Source organism: Natrinema gelatinilyticum, assembly GCF_024266705.1.
Taxonomy (GTDB): domain Archaea; phylum Halobacteriota; class Halobacteria; order Halobacteriales; family Natrialbaceae; genus Natrinema; species Natrinema gelatinilyticum.
Window position 1 is genome coordinate 704,680 of sequence record NZ_CP100756.1, and the last position, 22,108, is coordinate 726,787.

The following is a 22,108-nucleotide window of genomic DNA, read 5'->3' on the forward strand; positions in this document are numbered from 1 at the left end:
GTTATCCCTGGTTGGATGCGGTGGAGACGTAGCGCACCTCGGGGTCGAGGCGCGGCTGGCCTCCGGGTCGGATCGCCGGGCGGAAGCGCACGAGGCGCTTTTCTGGCCCGGGGAGCGAGCCCTTGATCAGCGCGTGCGGCCCGTCGACTTCGCCGTAGTTGACGAAGCCGCCGTCGACCGTCGCGTCGGCGCCGTCGCCGATATCGACGAGGCGCTTGTTCAGTTCCGTCCGCTGGTGGTAGCCGGTCTGGCCCTGCTGTGGGACCGTCGAGCGAACGCGGCTCGGGTTCCATGGGCCGAGGTTTCCAATGCGGCGACGCCAGCCCTGCCGGGCGTGTTTACCCTTGCGTTTCTGGACGCCCCATCGCTTGACCGGACCCTGGGTCCCTTTCCCCTTCGTGACGCCGCTCGCGTCGACGTATTCGCCGGCGCGGAACACGTCGTTCATCACGTGCTCGCCGCCATCCTCGAGCGTCTCGAGGGCGAAGTCGACGCGTTCGTCGACGGAACCGCCGCCGACTCGCGTCTCCATCACGTCGGGTTTCTTCTTCGGTACCGAGGGAACGTCCCCGGGAACCGTATGGGTGATGACGCGTACGTCGTCGACGCGGCCCTCCTCGTGGAGGCCACGGAGCTCGTCCGTGGCGGCGTCGGCGTCGTAATCGTCACCGGGAAGGTCGAGGACGCGATCGAGTTCGGGAACGAACTCGTCGGTCCAGACCTCAGTTATCGGCTTCATACCGTACGGCGTGTCTTCGTACGCTCGCAGTGCGACGGCGCGCATCGGCGGCGTCTCCACGATCGTGACGGGAACGGTCTGCTCCATTCCCTCGGTCGGCGAGTTCGCTTGATCGTCGACCATCACGACGTGGGTCATGCCGGCCTTGTAGCCCGCGAAGCCCTGCAGCGTCGGCTGTCCGTCGTCGTCCGGCCACGAATTGAAGCGCGGTATCTCCGAGGAGGCGCGCTTCCGTGGGCCGAACCCGAGTGAGCCTTTGCGTGGTCTATTTGGTTGTGGCATTCTATCACTCTCTCAGTGAGAGGGGAGCGAGGGTGGCGAACAGAGCCTCCTCCGTCCGCACGACCTCGCTTCCCTGGTCCGGAACCGTGTTTAGCCAGAGGTCGAACCCCGGATCGGCAGTGGGTTCGACTCCGTCATCCCCGTCGTCGGCTGCCATCTGTGCAGCGCCGACAGCGGATGCCTCGATTCCGAGGATATCCGGCAGCCCTCTCTCGGGCGCACCGAACGCGACGGTCATCCCGTCGCGCTCGATGCGACCGGCCAGCGTCTCGAGCCGCCCGACGGTGAGTTCTTCACCGAATCGGGAGGCCGCGATGCGGACGCCGGCGTCCTCACGGCCGAGTGCTGCCCGTAGGTCCGACTGCTCGATTGTGAGCCCCGGAAGGGGAACAGCCTCGAGCTTCGCCCGGACCGGTCGTCGCGAAGAGATCCTGACGGTCACGCGCTCCCCCTCCTCGACTGCCATTTCTGGCGGTACGTTGAGGGAGATTGGGTGTTGCAAGCCGCAATTGACCCGGACGCGCCCTTCAGGTCCGACCTCGGTCACGATCCCTTGTCTTAACGACCCCGAACCGTTCGATTCGGAGCCGGTCTGTGTCGCCGCGCGGAGCGGCGGCAAGACGCCCGCGTACTCCAGTTCGTCCCGCATTCCCCACACCTCGTTGCGGAGGTATGGCGGCGTTGCGGCGTACCGCAAGACGGTGTTTACGAACCCGCCGTCGAATCGCCCTGTTTCGCCGTCCCGATCGGGATAGACGAGCAGGCGATCGACCCGAAAGATCGTCGCCGCGCGGGCGACGTATCCGAGTTTGCGAGTCGCCTCGCGTTTGTCCTCGGCTTCTCGGGTGAGCGACGACGGCACGAGCACGCTGACGGTCATGCCGAAACGCTTCGGCGCCGCGTCACTAGACTGTAGCGATCTATTGCGGAGAGGGTCTTAAAAGAATAGCGGATTCGATTCCGGCTGTGAACGCCTCACACTCGTGAATTCGTGCCGAACAGACACACACTCGCGTTCGGTAACCTGTCGGCGATGACTGAGACTGTGATTCGCCGGACAGACTTGCAGACCGACTACACTGACTCGTGACCGCCAGCAGAACCCGCCAGCCGCGATCGGTGAATACGTTCGGAATGTGTTGCGGCGTTCGTGACCGAGTCGGCTGTCGAATTTCTCCGGAACCGCCATGCACCAGCGTGTCGATACGGGGTTGATTCGCAACCCTTATACATCCCTCCGGGAGTAGGTATGAGTGCAGCAGGGCGCTGGTAGTGTAGTGGTATCACGTGACCTTGCCATGGTCACAACCTGGGTTCAAATCCCAGCCAGCGCATTTTTGTCGCGAACTACTTCGTAAGCGACGGGTAGTACTCTAGATTCGAAGTAGACGAATCGCCGTGCGAAACCCCCGAATCCGAGGAGCCCCGTGTACTAGTCCGAGAGTAAAACGACAGCAATATTCCCATAGAATAGTGGACTTTTGTCGACTAAAATAGGGTATTAGATTAACAGTCGGATATATATCCGAGCCTTTATTGCCCAATATAATGTCCACTCGGACATGAAACCGAGGGATCGGAAAAGCGTCGTCGTTCCAGCTGTGGCTCCGAGTTCCGCCGCGTGTATTCGGTCGCTCGGTTCTCGGGGGATACGGACGATCGCCGTCTCTGAAACCGAAACCGCCCCGGAATTTCATTCGAAATACTGTGACGAGACGCTCGTTGTTCCGGATCCCGGGACGGATTTCCTCGGATACAAAGACGCGCTTCTCGGGCTCGCAAAACGGCCGTCCGTCCAGACGATCACCCCACTCCGAGAGGAGGACGTGTGGGCGCTCGCGAAGTACAGATCGGAGTTCGCAACGCACATCACTCCGCTCTGGCCGACCGTCGAGACACTGCGGACGGTATACGACAGAGTGGAATTGATGAAAACCGCCAGCGAAGCGGGGGTCGCAGTACCGGAGACGTGGACGTTCGACGAGGTCGAGGACTGGAGTCACGAACAAATCGCGAAACCTCGATACGCGATCCTCACGGACGAGTACGTCGACTCCGTTTCGTCGACTGAAGTCGTTCACCCCGGTTCGGTATCGTTTCTCCAACCCGGCCACAGACCGAATCGCGAAGAAATGGTCACGGAGATGGGACACGTTCCAATCGTCCAGGAGTACGTACCGGGTTCAGAATACGCGCTCTGGGCGCTCTACGATCGCGGCGACGTCGTCGCGACCTGCCAGAAACACCAGATTCGAGGCTACTCCTACGCTGGAAATACGAGCGTGGCACGACAGACCACGTCGATTCCGGACCTCGAGACAGTGGGACGAACGTTGCTCGATGCACTCGACTGGCACGGCCCCGTCTCGGTTCAGTTCGTCAGAAACGAAGCGACGGGCGAGTTTACGCTCCTCGAGATCAATCCGCGGTTCTGGGTGTCGTTGGAGTGTCCCATTCGGGCCGGTGTCGATTTCGCGTACTACTACTGGTGTCTTGCATGTGACTTGCCCGTTCGCGCCCAGTCGGACTACGAATCGGGGATCGCGACACATCTTTTGCGCGGGGAACTGGTACACATTCTCAGTATTCTGCGAGAAGATAATCCGGTGGTCGAACCGCCATCGCTGCCGGGCGCGGTATGGGACGTCGCGTCGTCGATCCGTCGCCAACCACACTTTGATTACCTAAGCGTGACCGATCCCGGCCCCTTCGCTCGCGATGTCCTCAATACGTGTCACGAATTGTTCGGGGCTGCTCTTGATGAGTCCAATTCACCCAGGGAACGACCGACCGACTCACCTGATGTGTCCACTGTCGCGTCGGAGATGCCGACCGACGCCTCAACAGGGGTGTTGTACGATCGCGATCGGCCATGATCCCACGGGGGAATCCGAACCGGGACCGCCTGCGACCCCTGCGAACGGACCGAGCGAACGGCTTCGACGGACAGTGCCATCAGTAAGTTGACCTGTCTCGAGTGGCGCTCGTCTCTGTCCGCTCCCGACGACCCCCTTGCCCCCGATCGGACGTGCAGTGAGGAATCTCTCGCCTTTCGCGGACGCCTGCCGCCTGGTCCGAGCCAGACACTGCAAGCGGCAAACCGGAACGGTCGCTACTCCGAGGCCGACTCGTCCCGAACCGTCAGCACGGGAATCGGCGACGTCCGAACGAGGTGTTCGGTGACGCTTCCGAGGAGATACCGATCGAAGCCCGTTCGACCGTGCGTGCCGACGACGACGAGATCGACGTCGTTGTCTTCGACGTACGAGCGGATCGTCTGGTGAATCGAGGTTCCGTATTCGACGGTCTCAGCGATCGACTCGACGCCGGCATTCGTCGCGTACGCGGAGGCGTCCTCGAGGATTTCGTTCGCGCTTTCCTCCAGCAGTGAGATCTGAATGTCGGTCCGGACGTCGACCCCGAGAGTCCTCGTGTCGATAACGGAGAGGAGGTGCAGCGCCGCACCCTCGGCGGTCGCGACGTCGGTTCCGATCGCGAGCGCCGCCGTCGCACAATTGCTCCCGTCGGTCGGGACCAGAACGTTCCGATACGGATGCGTCGTACTGCTGTCGCTGTCCGGTCGTATCGTCAGCACGGGGACGGTCGCCCTCCTGACGACGCGCTCCGTCGTGCTCCCGAGCATGAAGCGCTTGAGGCCCGTCCGTCCGTGTGTCGGCATCGCAACGAGATCGACGTCGTTCGACTCCGCGTACTCGATGATCGAGCTGTACGGGTCCCCTTCGTAAACTGCCGTGACGACGTCAATCCCACGTTCTTGTGCACGGTCGGCGCCGTCGCGAACGTGGTGTTCGCCTTCCCGCTCGAGGACGTCGACGACCTCGCCTTGCATCCGAAGAACGGCATCCTTCCTCGTGTTAGCCACGTTGAGGATGTGAACCGTCGACTCGTGGGTGGCGGCGATATCGAGGACGTGGTCGAACGCGATCGACGCTCCCTGACTGCCATCGGTGGGAAACAGGATACTGGTGAACATGATGTCGCTCTCCAAACGGGATCACTCCCGAACGTCGAGGGCCCCTTCCTCGGCAGTTTCCGCCGTCCGCCACCAGACGAGTTCGAATTCGATGCTCTGTTTCGCCGCCGTGTCCCCTTCGGACCAGTCCGATTCTCCCTCGAGTTTGAACGTAATCGGTTCCGCCGGGTCCAGCCGCACTGTCTTTCCCTCGAGTTCGAGCGTTACGTCGCCGTCGGCCTCGAGTTGGTCGGCCAGTTCGCGGAACGAGTCGGCGATTCCCGATCGCGACCGCTGTGCCTCCGTTTCGAGTTCACCCATATGAATCAGCACACTGAAAGCGGGTATAAACGGAGAGGGCACTCCTCAAATGTGTTGACTACCGGTTCGAATTACTAGTTGCGGGAGAGACATGGTTTCATCAGTCGATCGGTACCGTTCCACGCCCGGGAGTCGATCCGTGTTGTTTCACGGCCGAGGTCGTACGGTCGCCCTATTCGGCGAGATCCTGCAGAGCCAGGCGGAGGTTCCGCGTGTTGGCCTTCCAGAACGCGTCGAAGACGACACCGAGGACTGGGACGGACCCGCCAACGGCGTCGACGGCGACGATTGCAAGCATACGGAGCAGTGTCGACCGAGAGACGCCCATTCGGGCGGATTCGGCGACGATATATAGCGAGACGACTGCGGCCGCGGAGTCGCCGGCGCCCGGGAGGATCCCCATGATCGGATCTAGCCCGAATCGGAACTCCGTTCCCGGGACTCGGACACCCTTGTCGAGGGCGTGAGCGACCGTGTGCATTCGCTCGAGCGCTACCCTGTCGATGGATTCGGGGAGATCGCCATCGAAATCCTCGAGGGTCGATCGGACTCCGTCCATCTCATCAGTTTCCATGACCGTTGTTCGAAGCGGACGAGGATAAACGCGACGGCGGACGATGCAAGCGATGCAGTCACAGCGATAACGGGCCAAATCGGCTGTCGGCTGTGATCTCTCGGTCGGTGGCTTTGTGGCGGTGTCGGAGTCGGAGACGAACCACCTCGGAACGCAGTCTCTCGCGAGCGCGGGTGAGTCACAGACAGTCCCCGCAGTCCCCGAAGAACACCACCGACGATCGTCGCGTGAGGCGGCGTGGACGGCGTCCGGAGAACGTGACAGAGCGGAAGCGGACGGCAACAGCGTATTTCCGGTGAAAAAGACGATATTTCTACCGGGCTACTGACGCTTCGTCGGCTCGATACTGAAAATTCATACTTGCTCGTCACTGAACCCGGCATTTGACGGTCGTTATTCACGACCGCTTTAATTTCACAGCCTGAGACTATTATTAGCGACGAGTGGCTTTTATACTATGAGTAACTACAGTCTAACACACGATTAAACGATCAGATCTAGCAATGCAGACGGAACTCTCATCCGCAGATGGCACGGCCGACCTCCAGTACGACCAGCCCAACGACCGCTACGTCTTCCACCACGACAGCGACAGCACTGCGACGATCACCACGACCATCGTCCACGCGCTCGCGTCCATCGCCGACACAGACGTCTCACAAGGGGAGTTCTCCCTGTACGACAGCGTCGATCCGGACGCATTGAACCGCATCTTCAGTTCCAAAGCGGACGGCACCGAGCGAACGGGTGGCCACATCGCGTTCACCGCACTGGAACACGAAGTGTACGTCTACGCGAACGGGGACGTCATCATTTATCCGCCGGCGGAGACGCCGCGGCCGACACCGTCGAACTGAATTCGGCCGCTCCGGGCCCGTCACCCTGATCGTTTTTCAGAATGCTCCTGGCGACACGCCGAGCGGAGCGGACCTGCCGGGAAACGCCGTTCGCCACGCGAACCGGTCGTCGATCGCACGGGTTTAGGATCGTACGTGTCGAACGAACCGAACATGACGGTAGTTGCACTACTGAGTGTCGCACCGGTGATCGAGACGAGTATGGCGGGCGAAGTCGCCAAGGCGGTCGACGCGCTTGAGGAATACGACGTGCGTTACGAGACGAACCCGATGGGAACGGTGATCGAAGCCGAGACGACGGACGAACTCTTCGCGGCCGCACAGGCCGCCCACGACGCCGTCGACGGCGACCGTGTGAGCACCGTCCTGAAGATCGACGACAAGCGGACACGAACCGGCCGGGCATCGGAGAAAGTGTCGGCCGTCGAAGCGGAGCTCGGTCGACCGGCTCGAAGTACCGAGGAGTGACCGCGACGGGTTCCTCTGCCTCGAGATCGCCGGGAAAGCTGCCGCTCGAACGATGGCGTGGTGGAGGACCTGATCGAGAACGTGACCGGTCTTACCGACGCGTTCCGAGGTGCGAGACGAGTGGTGGCGCTGACCCGTCGATGGCGGCCGATCGCGAACGGACAAACGGTTTTACCTCGGAGACTGAACCCAGTCGCATGGACAGTCTCAATCGGATGGCGATCGAGCTGGTCGACGAAGCCCTCGATTACGCCGAGGAACTGAACATCGGGGGATACGACCTCGATAACGGAACGACGGTGCTGGACTTCGGACTCGAGTTCGAGGGCGGTATCGAAGCCGGGCTGTTACTCACCGAGATTCAGACGGCGGGAATGGCGACGCCGAGCTACGAACTCGGCGAACTCGGTGACGCGACGGTTCCCGTCGTCGAGCTGTCGACGGACCAGCCGGCGCTCTCGCTTCTGTGTTCCCAGAAGGCAGGCTGGGAACTGACGACGGATGATTTCGAAGGGCTCGGAAGCGGTCCGGCCAGAGCGCTCGTGGCCGAAGAAGAAGAGTTCCGTCGCGTCGGATACACCGACGCGTTCGACCTGACCGCGTTGGCGATCGAGACGGACGAGGAGCCAACCGAAGCTGCGGCCCAGCAGGTTGCCGACCTCGCCGAAGTCGAATCGAGCAGCGTCTTTCTGCTAGCGTATCGGACCGCGAGCATCGTCGGCAGCGTCACGAACGCCGCTCGAGCGGCCGAGCTCGCAACGTTCCGGCTCGCCGAACTGGGATACGACCCAATCGACATCGTCTCGGCGACTGGGCGTGCACCGGTCGCGCCCGTCGCGAGTGACGAGCGAACCGCCATCGCGAGAACGACTGACGCGGTCGCCTACGGCGGTCGAGCGCACCTCACCGTTCGGGAAGATGCCGACGTCTTCGATTCGGTGTCGTCGACGGCCGCCGAGGACCATGGTCGCCCGTTCGGTGACATCTTCGACGACCTCGAGTGGGAGTTCGAGGACGTGCCGTCGGATCTCTTCGCACCCGCGACGGTGACGATCGACGTGATTGGCGGCCCGACGTACGTCTTCGGCGAGACCGACGAGGACCTGCTCGTCGACTCTTTCGGACTGTAAGACTGTAACGGAGGAGAAAAGAGAAGAGAGAGCGCTAGTCGTCGGAGAGACGACCGGGGTTCCACTCGCCGTCGAACGCCTCGTGGGTGAATGGTTTTGCGTCGTCGCCCGCGTAGGTGGCGACGAGCTGGCCGTCACCTTCGAGGTAGTACTTGTAGGTCGTCAGCCCCTCGAGACCGACGGGGCCGCGGGCGTGGATCTTGCCCGTGCTGATGCCGACCTCGGCGCCGAGGCCGAACCGATAGCCGTCCGCGAACCGCGTGGAGGCGTTGTGGAAGACGCTGGCCGAATCGAGGCTTCGCATGAAGCTGCTCGCGCGGTCGGCATCCTCGGTCACGATCGAGTCGGTGTGCTTCGAGCCGTGAGTGGTGACGTGATCGATCGCGGTCTCGAGCGAGTCGACGACTCTGATCGAGACGATCAGATCGCCGTACTCGGTGTCCCAGTCGGCGTCGGTCGCCGTCTCCACGTCGACGGTTTCGCGGGTGGCCTCGTCGCCGCGCATTTCGACGCCGGCGGTCTCGTACCGGTCTGCGATCGCCGGCAGGAACTCGTCGGCGACCGCCTCGTGGACGAGCACCGTCTCGACGGCGTTACAGACGGCGGGGTACTGGACCTTGGCGTCGTAGGCAATCTCCTCGGCCATCGAGAGATCGGCCTCGTCGTCGACGTAGACGTGACAGATCCCCTCCGTGTGCCCGAGGACGGGAATGCTGGTATTGTCCTGAATGTAGGCGACGAACTCGGAGCTCCCCCGCGGCATGAGGAGATCGATCGACTCGTCCATCTCGAGCAGCGCGTCGACGTCCTCGCGGGCTTCGATGTGCTGTGCCCAGCCGTCAGGGATCCCGGCGTCGGCCGCGGCGTCCGTGATGATCTCGAACAGGATCCGATTGGAGTGGAGCGCCTCACTACCGCCTTTCAGGATCACTGCGTTCCCCGATTTGAGGCCGAGTGCAGCGATCTGAACCAGCGCGTCGGGTCGGGACTCGAAGACCGTGCCGACGACGCCGATTGGGACGGCGACCTTGTAGAGTTCGAGGTCGTCGTCGAGTTTCCGCGCTGAGAGCGTCTTCCCGAGCGGATCCGCCTGTTCCGCGACGCTGCGGACCATTTCGGCGATGCTCTCGATCTTCGACCCGGAGAGCTTCAGTCGGTCGACCAGCGCCTGCGTGTACTCACCGTCCTCGAGCATCCGTTCCCCTTCGGCGACGTCCGTCTCGTTGGCGTCTAAGATCTCGTCGGATCGCGCTTCGATCGCGTCGGCGATCTCGTGCAAGGCGGCGCTCCGGTCCTCGTCCGAGCGTTTTGCGAGCTCGAGCGCCGCGGTCTGTGCCTCGTCGACCTTTCGTTCCGTGTCAGTCTCAGTCATCGCTCACACCGTTTATGGGGACGAATATGGTACCCACGGGTTTGGCAGTAGCGATCTTCTCGAGGACGTCGGCCTCGGTCGACTTCGTGATGACGGCCGGAATGCCGTGTTCGCTGACGTCGCGCGCGCCCTCGACTTTCGTCTGAATGCCGCCGAACTCGTCGGACGTGCTCTCCGCGACCATCGCCTGGACCGTATCGTAGTTGGTCCCGACCGCCTCGATGCGCTCTGCATCGCGGTCTTCTTTCGGGTTCCCAGTGTAGACGCCGCCGACGTCGGTCAGCGTGACCAGCAAGTCGGCGTCGACGCCCATGGTCGCTGCGGCCGAGAGCATGTCGTTGTCACCGATCCGGATCTCCTCGGTCGCGACCGCGTCGTTCTCGTTGATTATCGGGACGACTCCCCAGTCCAGCAGCGTCTCGACGGTGTTCCGGAAATTCGTAAACCGCTCGGGGTTCTCGAGATCGTGCTGGGTCAACAGTAGCTGGGCCACCTTCCGGTCGTACCGGCTGAAGCTCTCGGTGTAGCGGTGCATGAGGTGGCTCTGACCGACGGTCGACAGAGCCTGGGACTCCTCGACGGTCCCTGTCGACGTCTCGATCCGACCCGTCCCGGCCCCGATCGCCCCCGACGAGACGAGGATGACCTCCTTGTTCCGCGTCAGGAGGGCTTCGATATCGTCGACGAGCTTGTCGAGTTTCTCGTTGTCGAGATTCGACTCCGCGTCCGTCAGGGAGTTCGTCCCCGCCTTGACGACGACCCGCTCCGCGTCGGCCGCCAGCCGCCGTGCCTCCGCGACGGCAGCCCCTTCGAGTCCCTCACTCATCGTCGAACCCGCTCGCGAGTTCAGCCGAGCGTTCTTCGGCCGCGTTCACCGCCTCGGCAACGATTTCCTGGACGTCGCTGTCCCAGAGGGCTTCCATCCCCTCGATAGTCGTCCCGTTCGGCGAACAGACGGCATCGATCAGGTCGTCGACGTCCTCGTCCGATCGGATGACGGTTTCGGCCGCCCCCTTGAACGTCTGGGCGGCCAGCGTCTCGGCGTCGTCGGCCTCGAGCCCGCCGTCGATACCGGCTTCTGTCATTGCCTGAATGAGATAGAAGACGAACGCCGGTCCGCTTCCGTTGACGGCCGTCGCGATGTCCATCTGGGCTTCGTCGATCTCGGCGTACTCGCCGAGGTCCTCGAGCAGCACCCGTACCTCGTCGGTGACGGTTTCTCCGGTCACGGCCGCAGCCATGTTACCGGTTTCGGCCGCGAGATTCGGCATGATTCGGACCACGTTCGCGTCGGTTCGCGCTTCGACGTAGTCGGTCGAGACGCCGGCAGCGATAGAGAGAATCGTCTGCTCCGGTGAGAGCTCGAGATCCTCGAGAACCGCGCTGACGATGTCCGGCTTCACGGCGACGACGACCACGTCAGCGTCGGCCGTCTCCGAGACGTCCGTCGTGGTTCGCTCGCAATAGTCGACGACCGACTCGAGTGCATCGGGATCGAGGTCACACGCGGTCACTGTGTGATTTCCGCCCCGCCAGAGGCCCTTTATCAGGGCGCTCCCCATGTTTCCACAACCGATAACGCTCGTCTGTACCATCTTGTTCTAGCTGATGAGCCGAACCGGACATACCAACTTTGGTTTCGATCGGCCGCGTCGGTCCACCGTGATCGGCTCGAAGGGAGTACACGCCGCTTCGAAACGAACCGGTGGCGGTCGCGACGACCCGAGCGAATTACCAACGGTGCTGACCGCGGTTAACCGAGGGTATCACGAAGTTTTACGGTCCGTGACTGTTACTGAGACCCGTAATGGAATTGGGCCCATCGACCGATGCGGAACTCCAGACCCGGGTTCGCCAGCAGGAGGTCGTCGCCGAACTCGGCCAGCAGGCGCTGGCGACGGCGGATCTCGACCGGTTGATGCACGACGCATCGGTGGCCGTCGCGGAGACGCTGGACGTTGAGTACTGCAAGGTGCTCGAGTTACTGCCGGGCGAGGACGAGGTCCTGTTGCGCCAGGGCGTGGGCTGGCGGGCGGGGCTCGTCTGAACCGAGCGTGTGCCCACCGATCGGGACTCGCAGGCGGGGTACACGCTCCTGACAGAGGAACCGGTCATCGTCGACGAGCTGGCGACCGAATCCCGCTTTTCCGGTCCGGATCTGCTCGTCGATCACGACGTCAGGAGCGGGGTCAGCGTCGTCATCGGTTCCGTCGAGGAGCCGTGCGGTGTCCTGGGGGCGCACGCGACCGACCGCCGCGAGTTCACCGACCACGACGCGAACTTCGTTCAGAGCGTGGCAAACGTCCTCGCGGCGGCGATCGACCGCGCAGCGAAAGAGCGGCAGTTGCGCGAGAACGAAGCACGACTCGAGCAGTACAGAAGCTACACCGACGAGATCTTGAACGCCGTCGACGACGTGTTCTACGTCATCGACGAGGCGGAGACGTTCAGGCGGTGGAACGAGACGCTGACCGACGTCACTGGCTACTCGGACACGGAGATCGAATCGATGAAGCTGCGCGAATTCGTCGTCGAAGCGGATCGGGAGACGCTCGCGAACGGTATCGACAAGATATTCGAAACCGGAAGCGGGCGCGTCGAAGTCACCATTCTGACCAGAGACGGCGAGCGGATACCCTACGAGCTCTCCGCGGCCAGACTCGAGAACCCGGATGGGGATCCCGTGCTGGCCGGACTCGGTCGAGACATCCGCAAACGCGAGGAACACGAGCGGGAGCTGAGGAAGTACGAAACGATCGTCGAGACGATCGGCGACGGAATCTACGTCAAAGACGAAGCGGGCCGGTTTACGATGGTCAACGACGCGTACGCGGACCTGACGGGCTACGATCGCGAAGAGCTGATCGGCGAACGCCACGGTGGGGACATCTGGGTCGATTCCGCCCTCGGCGATGGTGCGACGTTTTCGTTTACGCTGCCCGCGTCGCGCGAGCGCGGTCAGTGAATATTCGGCACCGGTCCGACGCAATCGGCTCTGCGCAGGTCACTAACCGTCCGTAAGGATCGCTGTAATCGGCTCTGGGCGGCTCTCGATCGGTCGTGGAACCACCGGCTGCGTTCGGTTACCCTCGAGCGGTCGATGGATTCGAGAAATCGAGAGACTCGAGCGATCGATCCAGTCACGGCCAGTGTCCGCGGACCGTCTACTGTGAGAGCGAAAATAATCGGTCGACCGAACGGCAGCCATTCATACGGACTACTGTAAGTCACTGCCGGTGCAACCGCGACCGTCCTGCGGTTGCACCGGTACATCGGTACAGCAGACCGTATCAGTCGTCGCCGTGGGCCGCCGCCTGCTGTTCGCGGACGTGTTCGACGATGTCTGCCGTTTCGGACACGAACTCCTCGTGATCCACCTCTGCGCCGTGGAGGACGGTCGAGAAGTGCCGGACGTTGCCGGCGATGGCGATCGCCTCGTCCAGTTCGGCGTCCGTCACGTCCTCGAGTTTCGCCTCCTCCCGGTGGAAGTGCGTGCAGTACGGACACTGGATGGCCGCCGCCGCACTGAGTGCGACGAGCGCCTTCTCTCGTTGTGCGAGGTCCGTCTCCTCGAGTTCGAGATCCCGAACGATCTCCCAGCAGTGATCTGCGCTCGGCTCCGGGAGCGCAGCGATCCAACTCGGGACTCTACCGAGGTACGATTCTATCTCCGTCTCCGTCTCTGTCGATACCATTGCTCTCCCCTCTGGATTCCGTGTTCGTCATCCGGCCCGGGGGCGGTGGAGACGACAGTGGGAACCCGTTTGTGGGTACGGTACCGTGAGAAATGAACGTGACACACTAATATTTGATACCGCGCACACTGTATTTGACAGCATTCATCCCGATCACAGAGCCGTCTCCGAACGAGCCGATCCGGTCGAGCGGATCAGTCGACAGGGTGAACGTCGGTCACAGTGCCGACGCCTTTGCTCCGACCCTCACGGAAGACGAACTTCTGGCCCTCCTCGACGAGATATGGGCGGAATTTGAACCTGACCGTGGTCTTGCCCGTATCACCGGGGAGGAGTCGCCCGTCTTCGGGAGAGAAGGCAGCGGCCTCCCCGATAGTCTCGAGGTGGACGACGGGTTCGTAGCCGTCGCCGATTCGGGTGGGATGGTTGAGGACCATGACTTCGGCCTCGAACTCCCGGACTGGATCGGGATCGGCGTCGCGAGGAAGCAAGACCATGCCGCGCTCGATCGTGCTTTCCTTGATTCCCTTCAGCGCGATGCCGACAATCCGGCCCGCCTGGGCCTTGTCGACCCGGTGGTAGTGCATCTCGATCGAACGGACCTCGACCGCCTGGAAGCGGCCGTCGCTCATGGGACCGATCAGGAGTTCGTCGCCGGCTTCGACCTCGCCCGCCATGACCGTCCCCGAGGCGACCGCGCCGACGCCCGTGACCGAATAGCTGCGGTCGACGTACATCCGAAACTCGCCGGTGTCGCTGGACGTCTTCGGGAGCCGGTCGAACAGTTCGTCCAGCGTTTCGATACCGTCCATCGTGATGGCGCTGGTTTCGACGATCGGGACGACTCGTTCGCTTATTTCCTCGACGGCGGCATCAGTGCCGTGACGGGAAACCCGGAGCGGCGATTTGTCGACCTCCCGGAGGAGTCGTTCGACTTCGCGTTCGACCTCGTCGATGCGCTCTTGGTCGACGGTATCGGCCTTCGTGATGGCGACGATGGTCGGGAGGTCGGTTGCGAGCAAGACCCCGAGGTGTTCTCGAGTCGTCCGCGTCGGGCCGTCGTCGGCGGCGACGACCAACAGGCCGTAGTCGAGTTTCTGGCCGACGAGACCGCGGATCGTCGTTCGAAGCCACGGCTCGTGGCCGACGGTATCGACGAACGAGACGAGTCGATCGGCCTCCTGGACGACGTCCGCACGGTCTGTCTTACGGTTTGGATTCCTGACTCGGACGGGTCCGTCGTCGTCGAAGCCGTAGACCGCGTAGGACAGGTCGGCGGAGAGGCCGCGCTCGACTTCGTGGGGTTGAACGTCGAGGAACGCGCGAGTCGCGCCGTTCCCGTCGTCGGGCTTGCCGGTCACCAGCGAGCCGACGAGCGTGCTCTTGCCGTGGTCGACGTGGCCCGCCGTTCCCACGACGACGTGTTCGTCGTCCGTCTCGAGGACGCCACCTTCGCGGATCTGGGCGACGCCAACGAGCCCCTCGTTTATCCCCCAGGTCTGGACGTCTTCGATGTGCGCATCGGCCTCCTCTGCGAGGAGGGAGAGGACGTCCATCGTCTCCGAGAATGTATCAGGGTCGATGCCAGCGAGACCGCCATCGTCCGTGACGCCGACCACGTACGTCGCATCGCCGTCGCCGGAAAGAAGTCGATGTCGGAGTTGCGCAGCGAGACTCTCCCGTCGTCCACCCTCGAGGTGGACGTCTCGTGACAGTCGTTCCTTAAACTCGACGTTGCCACCGTCCTGTTCGCCACGGTCCAGGGCCCGCTCGAGGAGAGCCCGGTCACGGCTCATATCCCCTGTTAGTCGAGCACGTAGCAAAAGCCTTCCCGTACATTGACACTGTATGTCATGGTGTGACTGTAGAGTCGGACGAAACAGTCTCAGCAGCCGATCGAATCCCGCGCTGACGGTGAGACGCTGCGCGCCCTATTGCCGCCCACTATGTTGCAATCGAGAGGAGACGCCGAACCGCGTCGTCGGTACGATGCAATCCGGGTGGGGACCGAGCGTGCCGGGCTCGCTTTCAAGCCCCTCGAGGCCGTACTGCTGGGCATGAGCGTCAGCGGTCTCTGTCAGATCTGCGAGTCGCGCCCCGCTCAGCACCAGTGTCCCAACTGCGGGGCGTTCGTCTGCGAACTCCACTACGACGACGAGTTAGGGTTGTGTGCCGACTGCGCCGCCCAAGCCAGGCCGGGACGACCCGAGGACGTGGACATCAATCGATTTTAAACCCCGGTAACCGGCCCCGACCTGTGTTATCCGTTGACGACCTGCTCGACGAAACGCTCGGCATCTGCTGGACGAGATGGTTTGATCCGCTCGTTCGGCCCAGCCGATTGCGAATCGATGATGAATTTTGAAAATAGCTTCCTCGAACCGTGTTTTCGAGAGTGGACTAGCCGAACAGCACCTATTCGCGGTACCGATTGAGCTGCTTTTTGAGCTGTTTCGCTGCCTGGCCGCTGGCCCTCGCGAACTCCTCACCGTCCTCCTCCCCAGCGAAGATGATGCCACGCGAAGAGTTGATTAGTCCGACCCCGTCGGCCAGACCGTACTCGACGGCCGCCTCCGCGTCGCCACCTTGCGCTCCGATCCCGGGGACGAGGAAGGGGAGATCGGGTACCTGTTCGCGCAGTTCCTCGAGTTCCGCGGGCTGGGTCGCGCCGACTACGAGCCCGACGTTTTCGTTTTCGTTCCAGAGGTCCGCGAGGGCCGCGACCCGCTCGTAAACCGGTTCACCGGTCTCGAGTTCGAGGTCCTGAATGTCGGCCCCGCCCGGGTTTGAGGTCCGACACAGTACGAAGACGCCGGCTTCCTCGTCCGCCAGGAACGGTTGCAAGGAGTCCCGCCCCATGTAGGGATTGACGGTGATGGCGTCGACGGTCTCGAGCATCTGTGCGTACTGCCGGGTCGTGTTCCCGATGTCGGCGCGCTTGGCGTCGAGCAAGACGGGCACGTCCTTGCCGTGAGCGTAAGCGATCGTTTCCTCGAGGGCGCGCCACCCGTCGGGATCCTCGTAGAAAGCTGCATTCGGCTTGAAAACGGCGGCGTGTTCGTGCGTCGCGTCGATGATTCGCCGGTTGAACGCCCACCGCGGCAGGTCGTACTCCCGGAGGTGGTCGGGGATGCGAGACGGATCGGGATCGAGGCCGACGGAGACGACGCTGTCGACCGTTCGAATGCGGTCTTGCACGCAGTCGAAGAAGTTCATGCCGGACGTGGCTTCGCAACTGTCGAAAAGGTTGCTATACTGGCGGGCGGCGTTCGCCGGGTACTCGGTCGCGACCGCGATATAATTGCCAGATGTCCGATACGGAGGGCCGAATCTGCCGTAAGTGGACGTTTGGCGTGAGAGTTGTGCGCACTCGCCGTTCCAAATATTTTAGACATCACTTACTTGCTCCGGATAGTGCATATTCAGGGCATGAGGATTCGAGAGACCGAGACATCATTCTCGAGACGCCTTCGAGAACGGATTCGATCAACGTTACTGGGAACTGAACCGAGCGAGGTCGAGGAGACCAGTGACGGCCGTCCGACACCGGACACCGTCTCGGAGAAGGTCACGGATTCACTCGGAAATCTCTTTCAGTGCTCCCGATGCAGCGTCGTGTACATCGCAGTCGACAAACACACCTGTTCGGAGTGCGATCAGGAAGTCGAGCAAGTTCGGTCGACGTTGGCCTGCCAGCGCCGGTAGCTCACCGGACGTCTTCTCCCGGTCGCGACGGCGGTTCTGGGGCTCCCTACGTTTCGAGCACCTCGATCAGATTCCCTTCAGGGTCGCGCAGGAACAGGATTCGGGTGCCGCTCTCGGTCGTTCGGGGGTCGCTGATCGTGGGCACGTCCTCGGGCAGGGAGACGTAGAACGCGTCGAGATCATCTACTGAGAGGCCGACGTGTGCTACCCCAGGCTGGTTTAGTGCCGTTGCTGGAGCGTCTCGCGCTTCGGGATCGTACTCGACGAGTTCGAGCCGAATACCGTCCGCCTCGAGGTGAGCGAAATCGGCGCGTGCCTCCTCGACGCCGACGGCGTCGGCGAAGGCCTCGCCGCCAACGCTGAATCGATCGGCGACGGAAAGGTCGAGAACGTCCCGGTAGAACGCGAGCGTTGCCTCGAGATCGGTGACGGTAAGTCCGACGTGGTGTGCGCTGAGTGCGTTCATTCACTGGTCATCGAGGCCGCACCGAGGAAAAAACGTTCGTCTGTGCCCGCGCTTCGCCCGACGTCCCAGCGGACAGCCAGCGGTCAGCGTCTACCGATTTCGTCCGCGTTCGATCGCAGTCCGAGGGTTCCGACGCGAGCGATGGCGGGCGGTCTCGAGGCGGAACGGCGACAAACGCGCTCCGATCCGGTGGCAGTGGCCGTCGTCTGCGCACTGGCGCTTTTTGACCTGCGCGGTGTACGAACGGTGCCATGACCGACGACGAGACCGATCGGCAGGAGTACGAGGTGGTCGTGATCGGGGGCGGTCCGGCCGGACAGACGGCTGGACTGTACACCACGCGACTCGGGCACGCGACGGCCGTCGTCGAACGCGGCGGCGGTCGCGCGGCGATGATGCAGGACGTCCACAACGTCCTCGGCATCACGGAAGAGACCAGCGGCAGCGAGTTCCTCGAGATCGGCCGTGAGCAACTCGAGTCCTACGGCTGCAACGTCGTCCGCGATTTCGTCTCGTCCGTTTCGGAGACGGACGACGGGCGGTACCGCGTTTGCGCCAGCGACGTCGATTACATCGCGGAGTCGGTGGTCCTCGCGACGGGCTTCGACGACGTCCGCCCCCAGCCGCCACTCCCGCGGACCGGACGCGGGCTCCACTACTGTCTCCACTGTGACGCGTACATGTTCGTCGACGAACCGGTCTACGTGATGGGCCACAGCGATAGCGCGGCCACCGTCGCGGCGATCATGCTGAACTTCACCGACGACGTGGATTTGCTGACGCGCGGCGACGAGCCAACGTGGAGCGACGAAACGGCGGCGATGCTCGACAGTCACCCAATCGGCGTGATCCGCGAGGACGTCGCGGGCGTCCGAAACGGCGACGACGGCTGGCTCGAGGCCCTGGAGTTCGCCGACGGGAGCGTTCGTGAGTACAGGGGCGGGTTCGCGATGTACGGGGCCGAGTACAACAACGGGCTGGCCGCCGACCTGGGCTGTGACATAAACGACGATGGGACGGTCTCTGTCGACGACCACGGGCGGACGAGCGTCGAGAACGTCTACGCGGTCGGCGATCTCACGCCGGGACACAATCAGGTCCCGGTCGCGCTCGGAGAGGGTTCGAAAGCCGGTATCGCGATCCACTGGACCCTGCGGGAGTTCCCGCGCGAACTCGAGGAGACCGACACGACCGAGGCCGTCCGCGACGAGGAAGTGCCCGGGATTCCGGACGAATTGCTCGAGCAGGCCGTCTCCTTTCACACTTATGATTAGCAGGGACCGAGCCGAGGCGCGCAACCTGCGTCGGGTCGTGCGAGCCAAGTCAGCCGACGTGTCGTGTGACGTGCCGGGCAACCCGAGTGATCCCGTGATCAGCCGTCGAGAAAATCGCTCGCGAGAACGGGGAAGACGTCGTGGGCGAAGTGAACCGCGAGGACGACGACGATTGGCCCGAGGAACAGTCCGTACCAGCCGAACGCGAGAGTGCCGAGGAAATAGCCGAGGAGGACTAGCCCCATGTGGACGCCGCTACGTGCGGAGAGGAACGAGCGCGCAAAGAAGTCGGGGATCGTATCGACGACGACGAACGTGAGGACGAGAAACGCGACCGGATGCCAGAACGGCGTCGGCGTCGTCACTGCGAGTCCGATCAGGATCAGCCCGTAGGGAACGTAGACGATTTTCATCCCGACGGCCGGGATCAGCGTCCCGATGCCGATGAGCAACGAGAGCAACACCGGCGTTCCGACGACGGGTCCGCCCGAGGCGAGCAGGTTGAGACCGTAGTACGTGACGGCGGCAACGGTAGCCGCGACCAGGATAACCGCGAGGTTGCTAACGAACACCGTCTCGAGGTCGTCGTCGACGGTGGTCGCGTACTCGACGATTCCCTCTTGGCCGTCGATGCTGTCGTCGAACCACCGTCGTAACCTGTGATCGTCTCGCAGGAGGTAAAAGAGGATCGTGAGCATGAGGAAGAATCGAGCGAGGACCGAGAAGACGAAGCCGGCGGCAGCGGCCACCTGCGGGATCGTACTCGACAGTCCCTGACGGAGGACGGTCGCGACCGAGCCGCCGGAGCCAGATCGCAGCGATTCGATCAATTGGCCGATATTTCTTTCGCGGGCCAGTCGCAGGTACGGCTGGAAGAGCGACCGATACGCTCCGAGGTCGCTCGCGGCGAGAAACTGATTGAGTTCCTGGAGGGCGACGAACCCGGCGTACGCGATGACGGCGACCATGGGAATAACGGCGAACAGGATCGTCGCTGTCGCCGTTACGTTCGGATGATCTATGTACTGATCGAGCCAGCGGTACAGCGGCCGCGTCGCGTAATAGACGAAGATCGCGAAGAGCAGCGTTCCGATGTATCGGAAGAGGGCGAGTGAGATCAGCGCTGCGAGTATCAGACCGAGTACGACCCAGACGAGGCGCGTACCATCAGGCCTGCGGAAACCGTCCATACTTCCTTCGATGGTTCTGAGGAGGAAAAGTGCCCGTCTTGAGAACTAATGCGATGGTCGGCGCGTGACAGACACGTCGTACTGACGGCCACGGCGGGAGTCACCGACTGTGCGGCGTCGGTGGCCTCGATCGGATTCGGGAGCCAGTAGAGTGTGGCCTCAGTATCGTCCTGATGGACGGTCCTGACGGTGTGGCCGTTGACAGTGACGACGAAACCGGCTTCGGAGAGAGACGTCGCAATCTCGAGTGTGGTCGCGGCCCGACAGTACTTGGGGAGGTACGTTTCTCGAGCCCCCTCACTCGTCCGGAGGGCAATTTCGTACGTATCGGCCGCCCATCGTTCGACGTCGATGTCGACGACGGTCTGGCGGGGATGGACGACCGTGGCGTTCATCGTGGTCGTTCACGTCTCGCCGGTCGCGACGACGTGAAGCCAACCGGCGTTTTCGCGGGGGCCATCGTCGCACGTGGGGCCCCTACTGGTGTAGCTCAGGGGCGGACTCGAGGCGTCTGCGGTGGACTGCTGAGCGGTCGACGTGAGCACACCGCCGACACACCCTCAATCACCAGACCAACGATGAAACCGAATATTAGTGCTTTATTGAAAACGACAGACGGTGTCGGGACTGTTCCGTAATAATTTGAGAGAACGAGGTCGAGAAGCCGATTATGGCAGTCGCACTCCTCGACCTCGTTGAGAAGGCACTACGTGTAGCAAAACAAGCTTTGGGGAATCACGCGGGGAAGCCCGAGTCAGGCGGGCTTCCCCGCGAAGCACACATCGTTGCTCATTGTATTCGGAAGAAGGCCACACGTTCACCGAACTCGTTGATCGGCTCGGGCTTATGCCAGATATCTGCGAGCGACTTGGCATTCACCCAGATGCATTGCCTGACCCAACGACGTTCTACCACTCGCTTGACCGATACGCGATGTACGTCTGGCGGGCGTTGCTGCGCGCTTCCGCGCAGCAACTCCGCCACTCCGGCCACGTCGCTCTCGACAGTACGTTCTTCGAACGGAAGCAAGCCTCACAGTACTACCCGCAGCGACAGGGTCGAGCGGTGAAGACGATCAAAGCGACGACACTCACCGATACAGAGTCGCTGGCGGTGCTGGACGTGCATTGTTGTATCGAGCGTGAACATGACACGAAGGCTGGCCCGCGGGTCGTCCGCCGGAACGCGGACGACCTGCGGGCCGTAGTCGCCGATAACGGATTTCAGGACTGGCACACCGAGTACGAGTTGTCTGGGTACAATCTCGAATACCTCGTTCATCACCGTGGATCGACGCCGATGGCTGCTGCGTACAACGCACTCAATCAGGAGAACGGGTACACGCAACGCTGGATGGCAGAAACGTCTTACTCAACCACGAAGCGAACGCAAAACTCCGCCTTGCGTTCGCGGTTCTGGTACCGACAGTTCCGTGAAATTGTCCTCATGTTCGCTCTTCACAACATCAAGAAGATGGCTGAGAAGCTATGATCGTGCTGCCGTACCGCATTTTCAATAGAGCAAATATTAGGGATCTGGAGGACGAAAGGAGATCCATTGCCACTACATGACAGCTCTATTAGACAAGTGTGCACTTTCTCGTGACGAACGCTCGCGACGCGGGCCTCACCCACCTGGGGCCACGATCACGGTTTAGCTGTAATTGAGGGCGCTAAGCCCCCTTCTGCTCACGGCGACGCCGTTCGCATGGTCAGCGGGACCGACGGTCCCGCGCTATCCGCAGCGAGCGAAGCGAGCAGGGAGGGGAGACAGCGCCCGCACGTCTTGGTTTCGTGTGAATCGGCACCCTTATTATCCCTTCGATCGAAGGTGGTATTAAGATGCTCACCACGCTTCCGGCGGTGTTCAAACGCGACAACAAGCGTGCATCGTCGGTTGTGGCCGAGTGTCGAACCGGTAGGAGTGGGACACTCCGAACCACCTGTCAAGGGAAGCCGCCTGTGGAGTCTGGAACCGTCCGCAGAACGCCGTTTGGCGTTCTGCCGGGCCGCACGAGACGCTCCGCGTCTTGTGGACGCTGTGGGGACGTTCCCTGCACGTT

At 62.4% G+C, this 22,108-nt stretch carries 20 protein-coding genes, 1 tRNA gene and 2 pseudogenes; 9 read left to right on the forward strand and 14 right to left on the reverse strand.

All coding sequences use genetic code 11. The annotated features are described in order from the left end of the window. Position 1: 1 nt before the first annotated feature. The gene (locus NJU76_RS03425) at positions 2–1,021 is read right to left on the reverse strand and encodes a 50S ribosomal protein L3 (protein ID WP_254531393.1); all 1,020 of its coding nucleotides are present in this window, start codon (positions 1,019–1,021) and stop codon (positions 2–4) included. A gap of 4 nt (positions 1,022–1,025) precedes the next feature. Then, a complete protein-coding gene (locus NJU76_RS03430; protein WP_254531394.1) occupies positions 1,026–1,901 on the reverse strand; it encodes an RNA methyltransferase in 876 nt (291 codons plus the stop codon). Positions 1,902–2,284: 383 nt separating this feature from the next. Between NJU76_RS03430 and NJU76_RS03435 the strand changes: the two genes are divergently transcribed. Then, positions 2,285–2,355: transfer RNA gene (locus NJU76_RS03435), tRNA-Gly, on the forward strand. 228 nt (positions 2,356–2,583) lie between these two features. Further along, positions 2,584–3,897 (forward strand): carboxylate--amine ligase, encoded by a 1,314-nt coding sequence (locus tag NJU76_RS03440; protein WP_254531395.1) that lies wholly within the window; start codon positions 2,584–2,586, stop codon positions 3,895–3,897. Between the two features lie 236 nt (positions 3,898–4,133). On the opposite strand, the gene NJU76_RS03445 is transcribed toward NJU76_RS03440, so the two are convergent. From NJU76_RS03445 to NJU76_RS03455, 3 genes are all read right to left on the reverse strand, one after another. Next, positions 4,134–5,015 carry a universal stress protein gene (locus NJU76_RS03445; RefSeq protein ID WP_254531396.1) on the reverse strand — a complete coding sequence of 294 codons (882 nt, stop codon included), beginning with the start codon at positions 5,013–5,015 and terminating at the stop codon, positions 4,134–4,136. A gap of 21 nt (positions 5,016–5,036) precedes the next feature. Then, positions 5,037–5,315, reverse strand: a complete 279-nt coding sequence (locus NJU76_RS03450; RefSeq protein ID WP_254531397.1) for an amphi-Trp domain-containing protein — start codon at positions 5,313–5,315, stop codon at positions 5,037–5,039. 172 nt (positions 5,316–5,487) lie between these two features. Next, on the reverse strand, positions 5,488–5,889 hold the full coding sequence (locus NJU76_RS03455; RefSeq protein WP_254531398.1) for a DUF4112 domain-containing protein: 402 nt from the start codon (positions 5,887–5,889) through the stop codon (positions 5,488–5,490). Positions 5,890–6,392: 503 nt separating this feature from the next. Here NJU76_RS03455 and NJU76_RS03460 point away from each other — a divergent pair. From NJU76_RS03460 to mch, 3 genes are all read left to right on the forward strand, one after another. Next, positions 6,393–6,746, forward strand: a complete 354-nt coding sequence (locus NJU76_RS03460) for a HalOD1 output domain-containing protein (protein ID WP_254531399.1) — start codon at positions 6,393–6,395, stop codon at positions 6,744–6,746. Positions 6,747–6,899: 153 nt separating this feature from the next. Beyond that, positions 6,900–7,214: an MTH1187 family thiamine-binding protein gene (locus NJU76_RS03465; RefSeq protein WP_254531400.1), complete on the forward strand. Its 315-nt coding sequence runs from the start codon at positions 6,900–6,902 to the stop codon at positions 7,212–7,214. Between the two features lie 197 nt (positions 7,215–7,411). Further along, complete coding sequence (mch, locus tag NJU76_RS03470) at positions 7,412–8,344, forward strand: methenyltetrahydromethanopterin cyclohydrolase (protein ID WP_254531401.1); 933 nt, start codon at positions 7,412–7,414, stop codon at positions 8,342–8,344. 34 nt (positions 8,345–8,378) lie between these two features. On the opposite strand, the gene NJU76_RS03475 is transcribed toward mch, so the two are convergent. The 3 genes from NJU76_RS03475 to proC are packed head-to-tail and all read right to left on the reverse strand — an operon-like array spanning position 8,379 to position 11,311. Then, positions 8,379–9,716 carry a glutamate-5-semialdehyde dehydrogenase gene (locus NJU76_RS03475; protein WP_254531402.1) on the reverse strand — a complete coding sequence of 446 codons (1,338 nt, stop codon included), beginning with the start codon at positions 9,714–9,716 and terminating at the stop codon, positions 8,379–8,381. Beyond that, positions 9,709–10,542 (reverse strand): glutamate 5-kinase, encoded by an 834-nt coding sequence (gene proB, locus NJU76_RS03480; RefSeq protein WP_254531403.1) that lies wholly within the window; start codon positions 10,540–10,542, stop codon positions 9,709–9,711. Before proB ends, NJU76_RS03475 begins: the two co-directional genes overlap by 8 nt. Further along, positions 10,535–11,311, reverse strand: a complete 777-nt coding sequence (gene proC / locus NJU76_RS03485) for a pyrroline-5-carboxylate reductase (protein WP_256566151.1) — start codon at positions 11,309–11,311, stop codon at positions 10,535–10,537. The genes proB and proC overlap by 8 nt, the downstream gene beginning before the upstream one ends. A 212-nt stretch (positions 11,312–11,523) precedes the next feature. On the opposite strand from proC, the pseudogene NJU76_RS03495 reads away from it, so the two are divergent. Continuing rightward, positions 11,524–12,681: pseudogene (locus NJU76_RS03495) on the forward strand (PAS domain S-box protein). 325 nt (positions 12,682–13,006) lie between these two features. On the opposite strand, the gene NJU76_RS03500 reads toward NJU76_RS03495, so the two are convergent. Both NJU76_RS03500 and NJU76_RS03505 read right to left on the reverse strand, forming a co-directional pair. Continuing rightward, positions 13,007–13,411 (reverse strand): carboxymuconolactone decarboxylase family protein, encoded by a 405-nt coding sequence (locus tag NJU76_RS03500; RefSeq protein ID WP_254531406.1) that lies wholly within the window; start codon positions 13,409–13,411, stop codon positions 13,007–13,009. Positions 13,412–13,605: 194 nt separating this feature from the next. Continuing rightward, positions 13,606–15,207, reverse strand: coding sequence for a GTPBP1 family GTP-binding protein (locus NJU76_RS03505; RefSeq protein ID WP_254531407.1), 1,602 nt, complete (start codon positions 15,205–15,207; stop codon positions 13,606–13,608). Between the two features lie 150 nt (positions 15,208–15,357). Here NJU76_RS03505 and NJU76_RS03510 point away from each other — a divergent pair, with 150 nt between their 5' ends. Continuing rightward, positions 15,358–15,645 (forward strand): hypothetical protein, encoded by a 288-nt coding sequence (locus NJU76_RS03510; RefSeq protein ID WP_254532593.1) that lies wholly within the window; start codon positions 15,358–15,360, stop codon positions 15,643–15,645. Between the two features lie 181 nt (positions 15,646–15,826). On the opposite strand, the gene pyrF is transcribed toward NJU76_RS03510, so the two are convergent. Then, a complete protein-coding gene (pyrF, locus tag NJU76_RS03515; RefSeq protein WP_254531408.1) occupies positions 15,827–16,627 on the reverse strand; it encodes an orotidine-5'-phosphate decarboxylase in 801 nt (266 codons plus the stop codon). A gap of 535 nt (positions 16,628–17,162) precedes the next feature. Then, complete coding sequence (locus NJU76_RS03520) at positions 17,163–17,582, reverse strand: VOC family protein (protein ID WP_254531409.1); 420 nt, start codon at positions 17,580–17,582, stop codon at positions 17,163–17,165. Positions 17,583–17,833: 251 nt separating this feature from the next. Between NJU76_RS03520 and NJU76_RS03525 the strand changes: the two genes are divergently transcribed. Further along, entirely contained in the window at positions 17,834–18,856 is a 1,023-nt protein-coding gene (locus NJU76_RS03525; protein WP_254531410.1) for an NAD(P)/FAD-dependent oxidoreductase, read from the forward strand. Between the two features lie 98 nt (positions 18,857–18,954). On the opposite strand, the gene NJU76_RS03530 is transcribed toward NJU76_RS03525, so the two are convergent. Both NJU76_RS03530 and NJU76_RS03535 read right to left on the reverse strand, forming a co-directional pair. Next, positions 18,955–20,046, reverse strand: coding sequence for an AI-2E family transporter (locus tag NJU76_RS03530; RefSeq protein ID WP_254531411.1), 1,092 nt, complete (start codon positions 20,044–20,046; stop codon positions 18,955–18,957). Then, positions 19,989–20,441: a hypothetical protein gene (locus NJU76_RS03535; protein ID WP_254531412.1), complete on the reverse strand. Its 453-nt coding sequence runs from the start codon at positions 20,439–20,441 to the stop codon at positions 19,989–19,991. The genes NJU76_RS03530 and NJU76_RS03535 overlap by 58 nt, the downstream gene beginning before the upstream one ends. 275 nt (positions 20,442–20,716) lie before the next feature. Between NJU76_RS03535 and NJU76_RS03540 the strand changes: the two are divergent. Continuing rightward, a pseudogene (locus tag NJU76_RS03540) lies at positions 20,717–21,537 on the forward strand (transposase). Positions 21,538–22,108 lie beyond the last annotated feature (571 nt).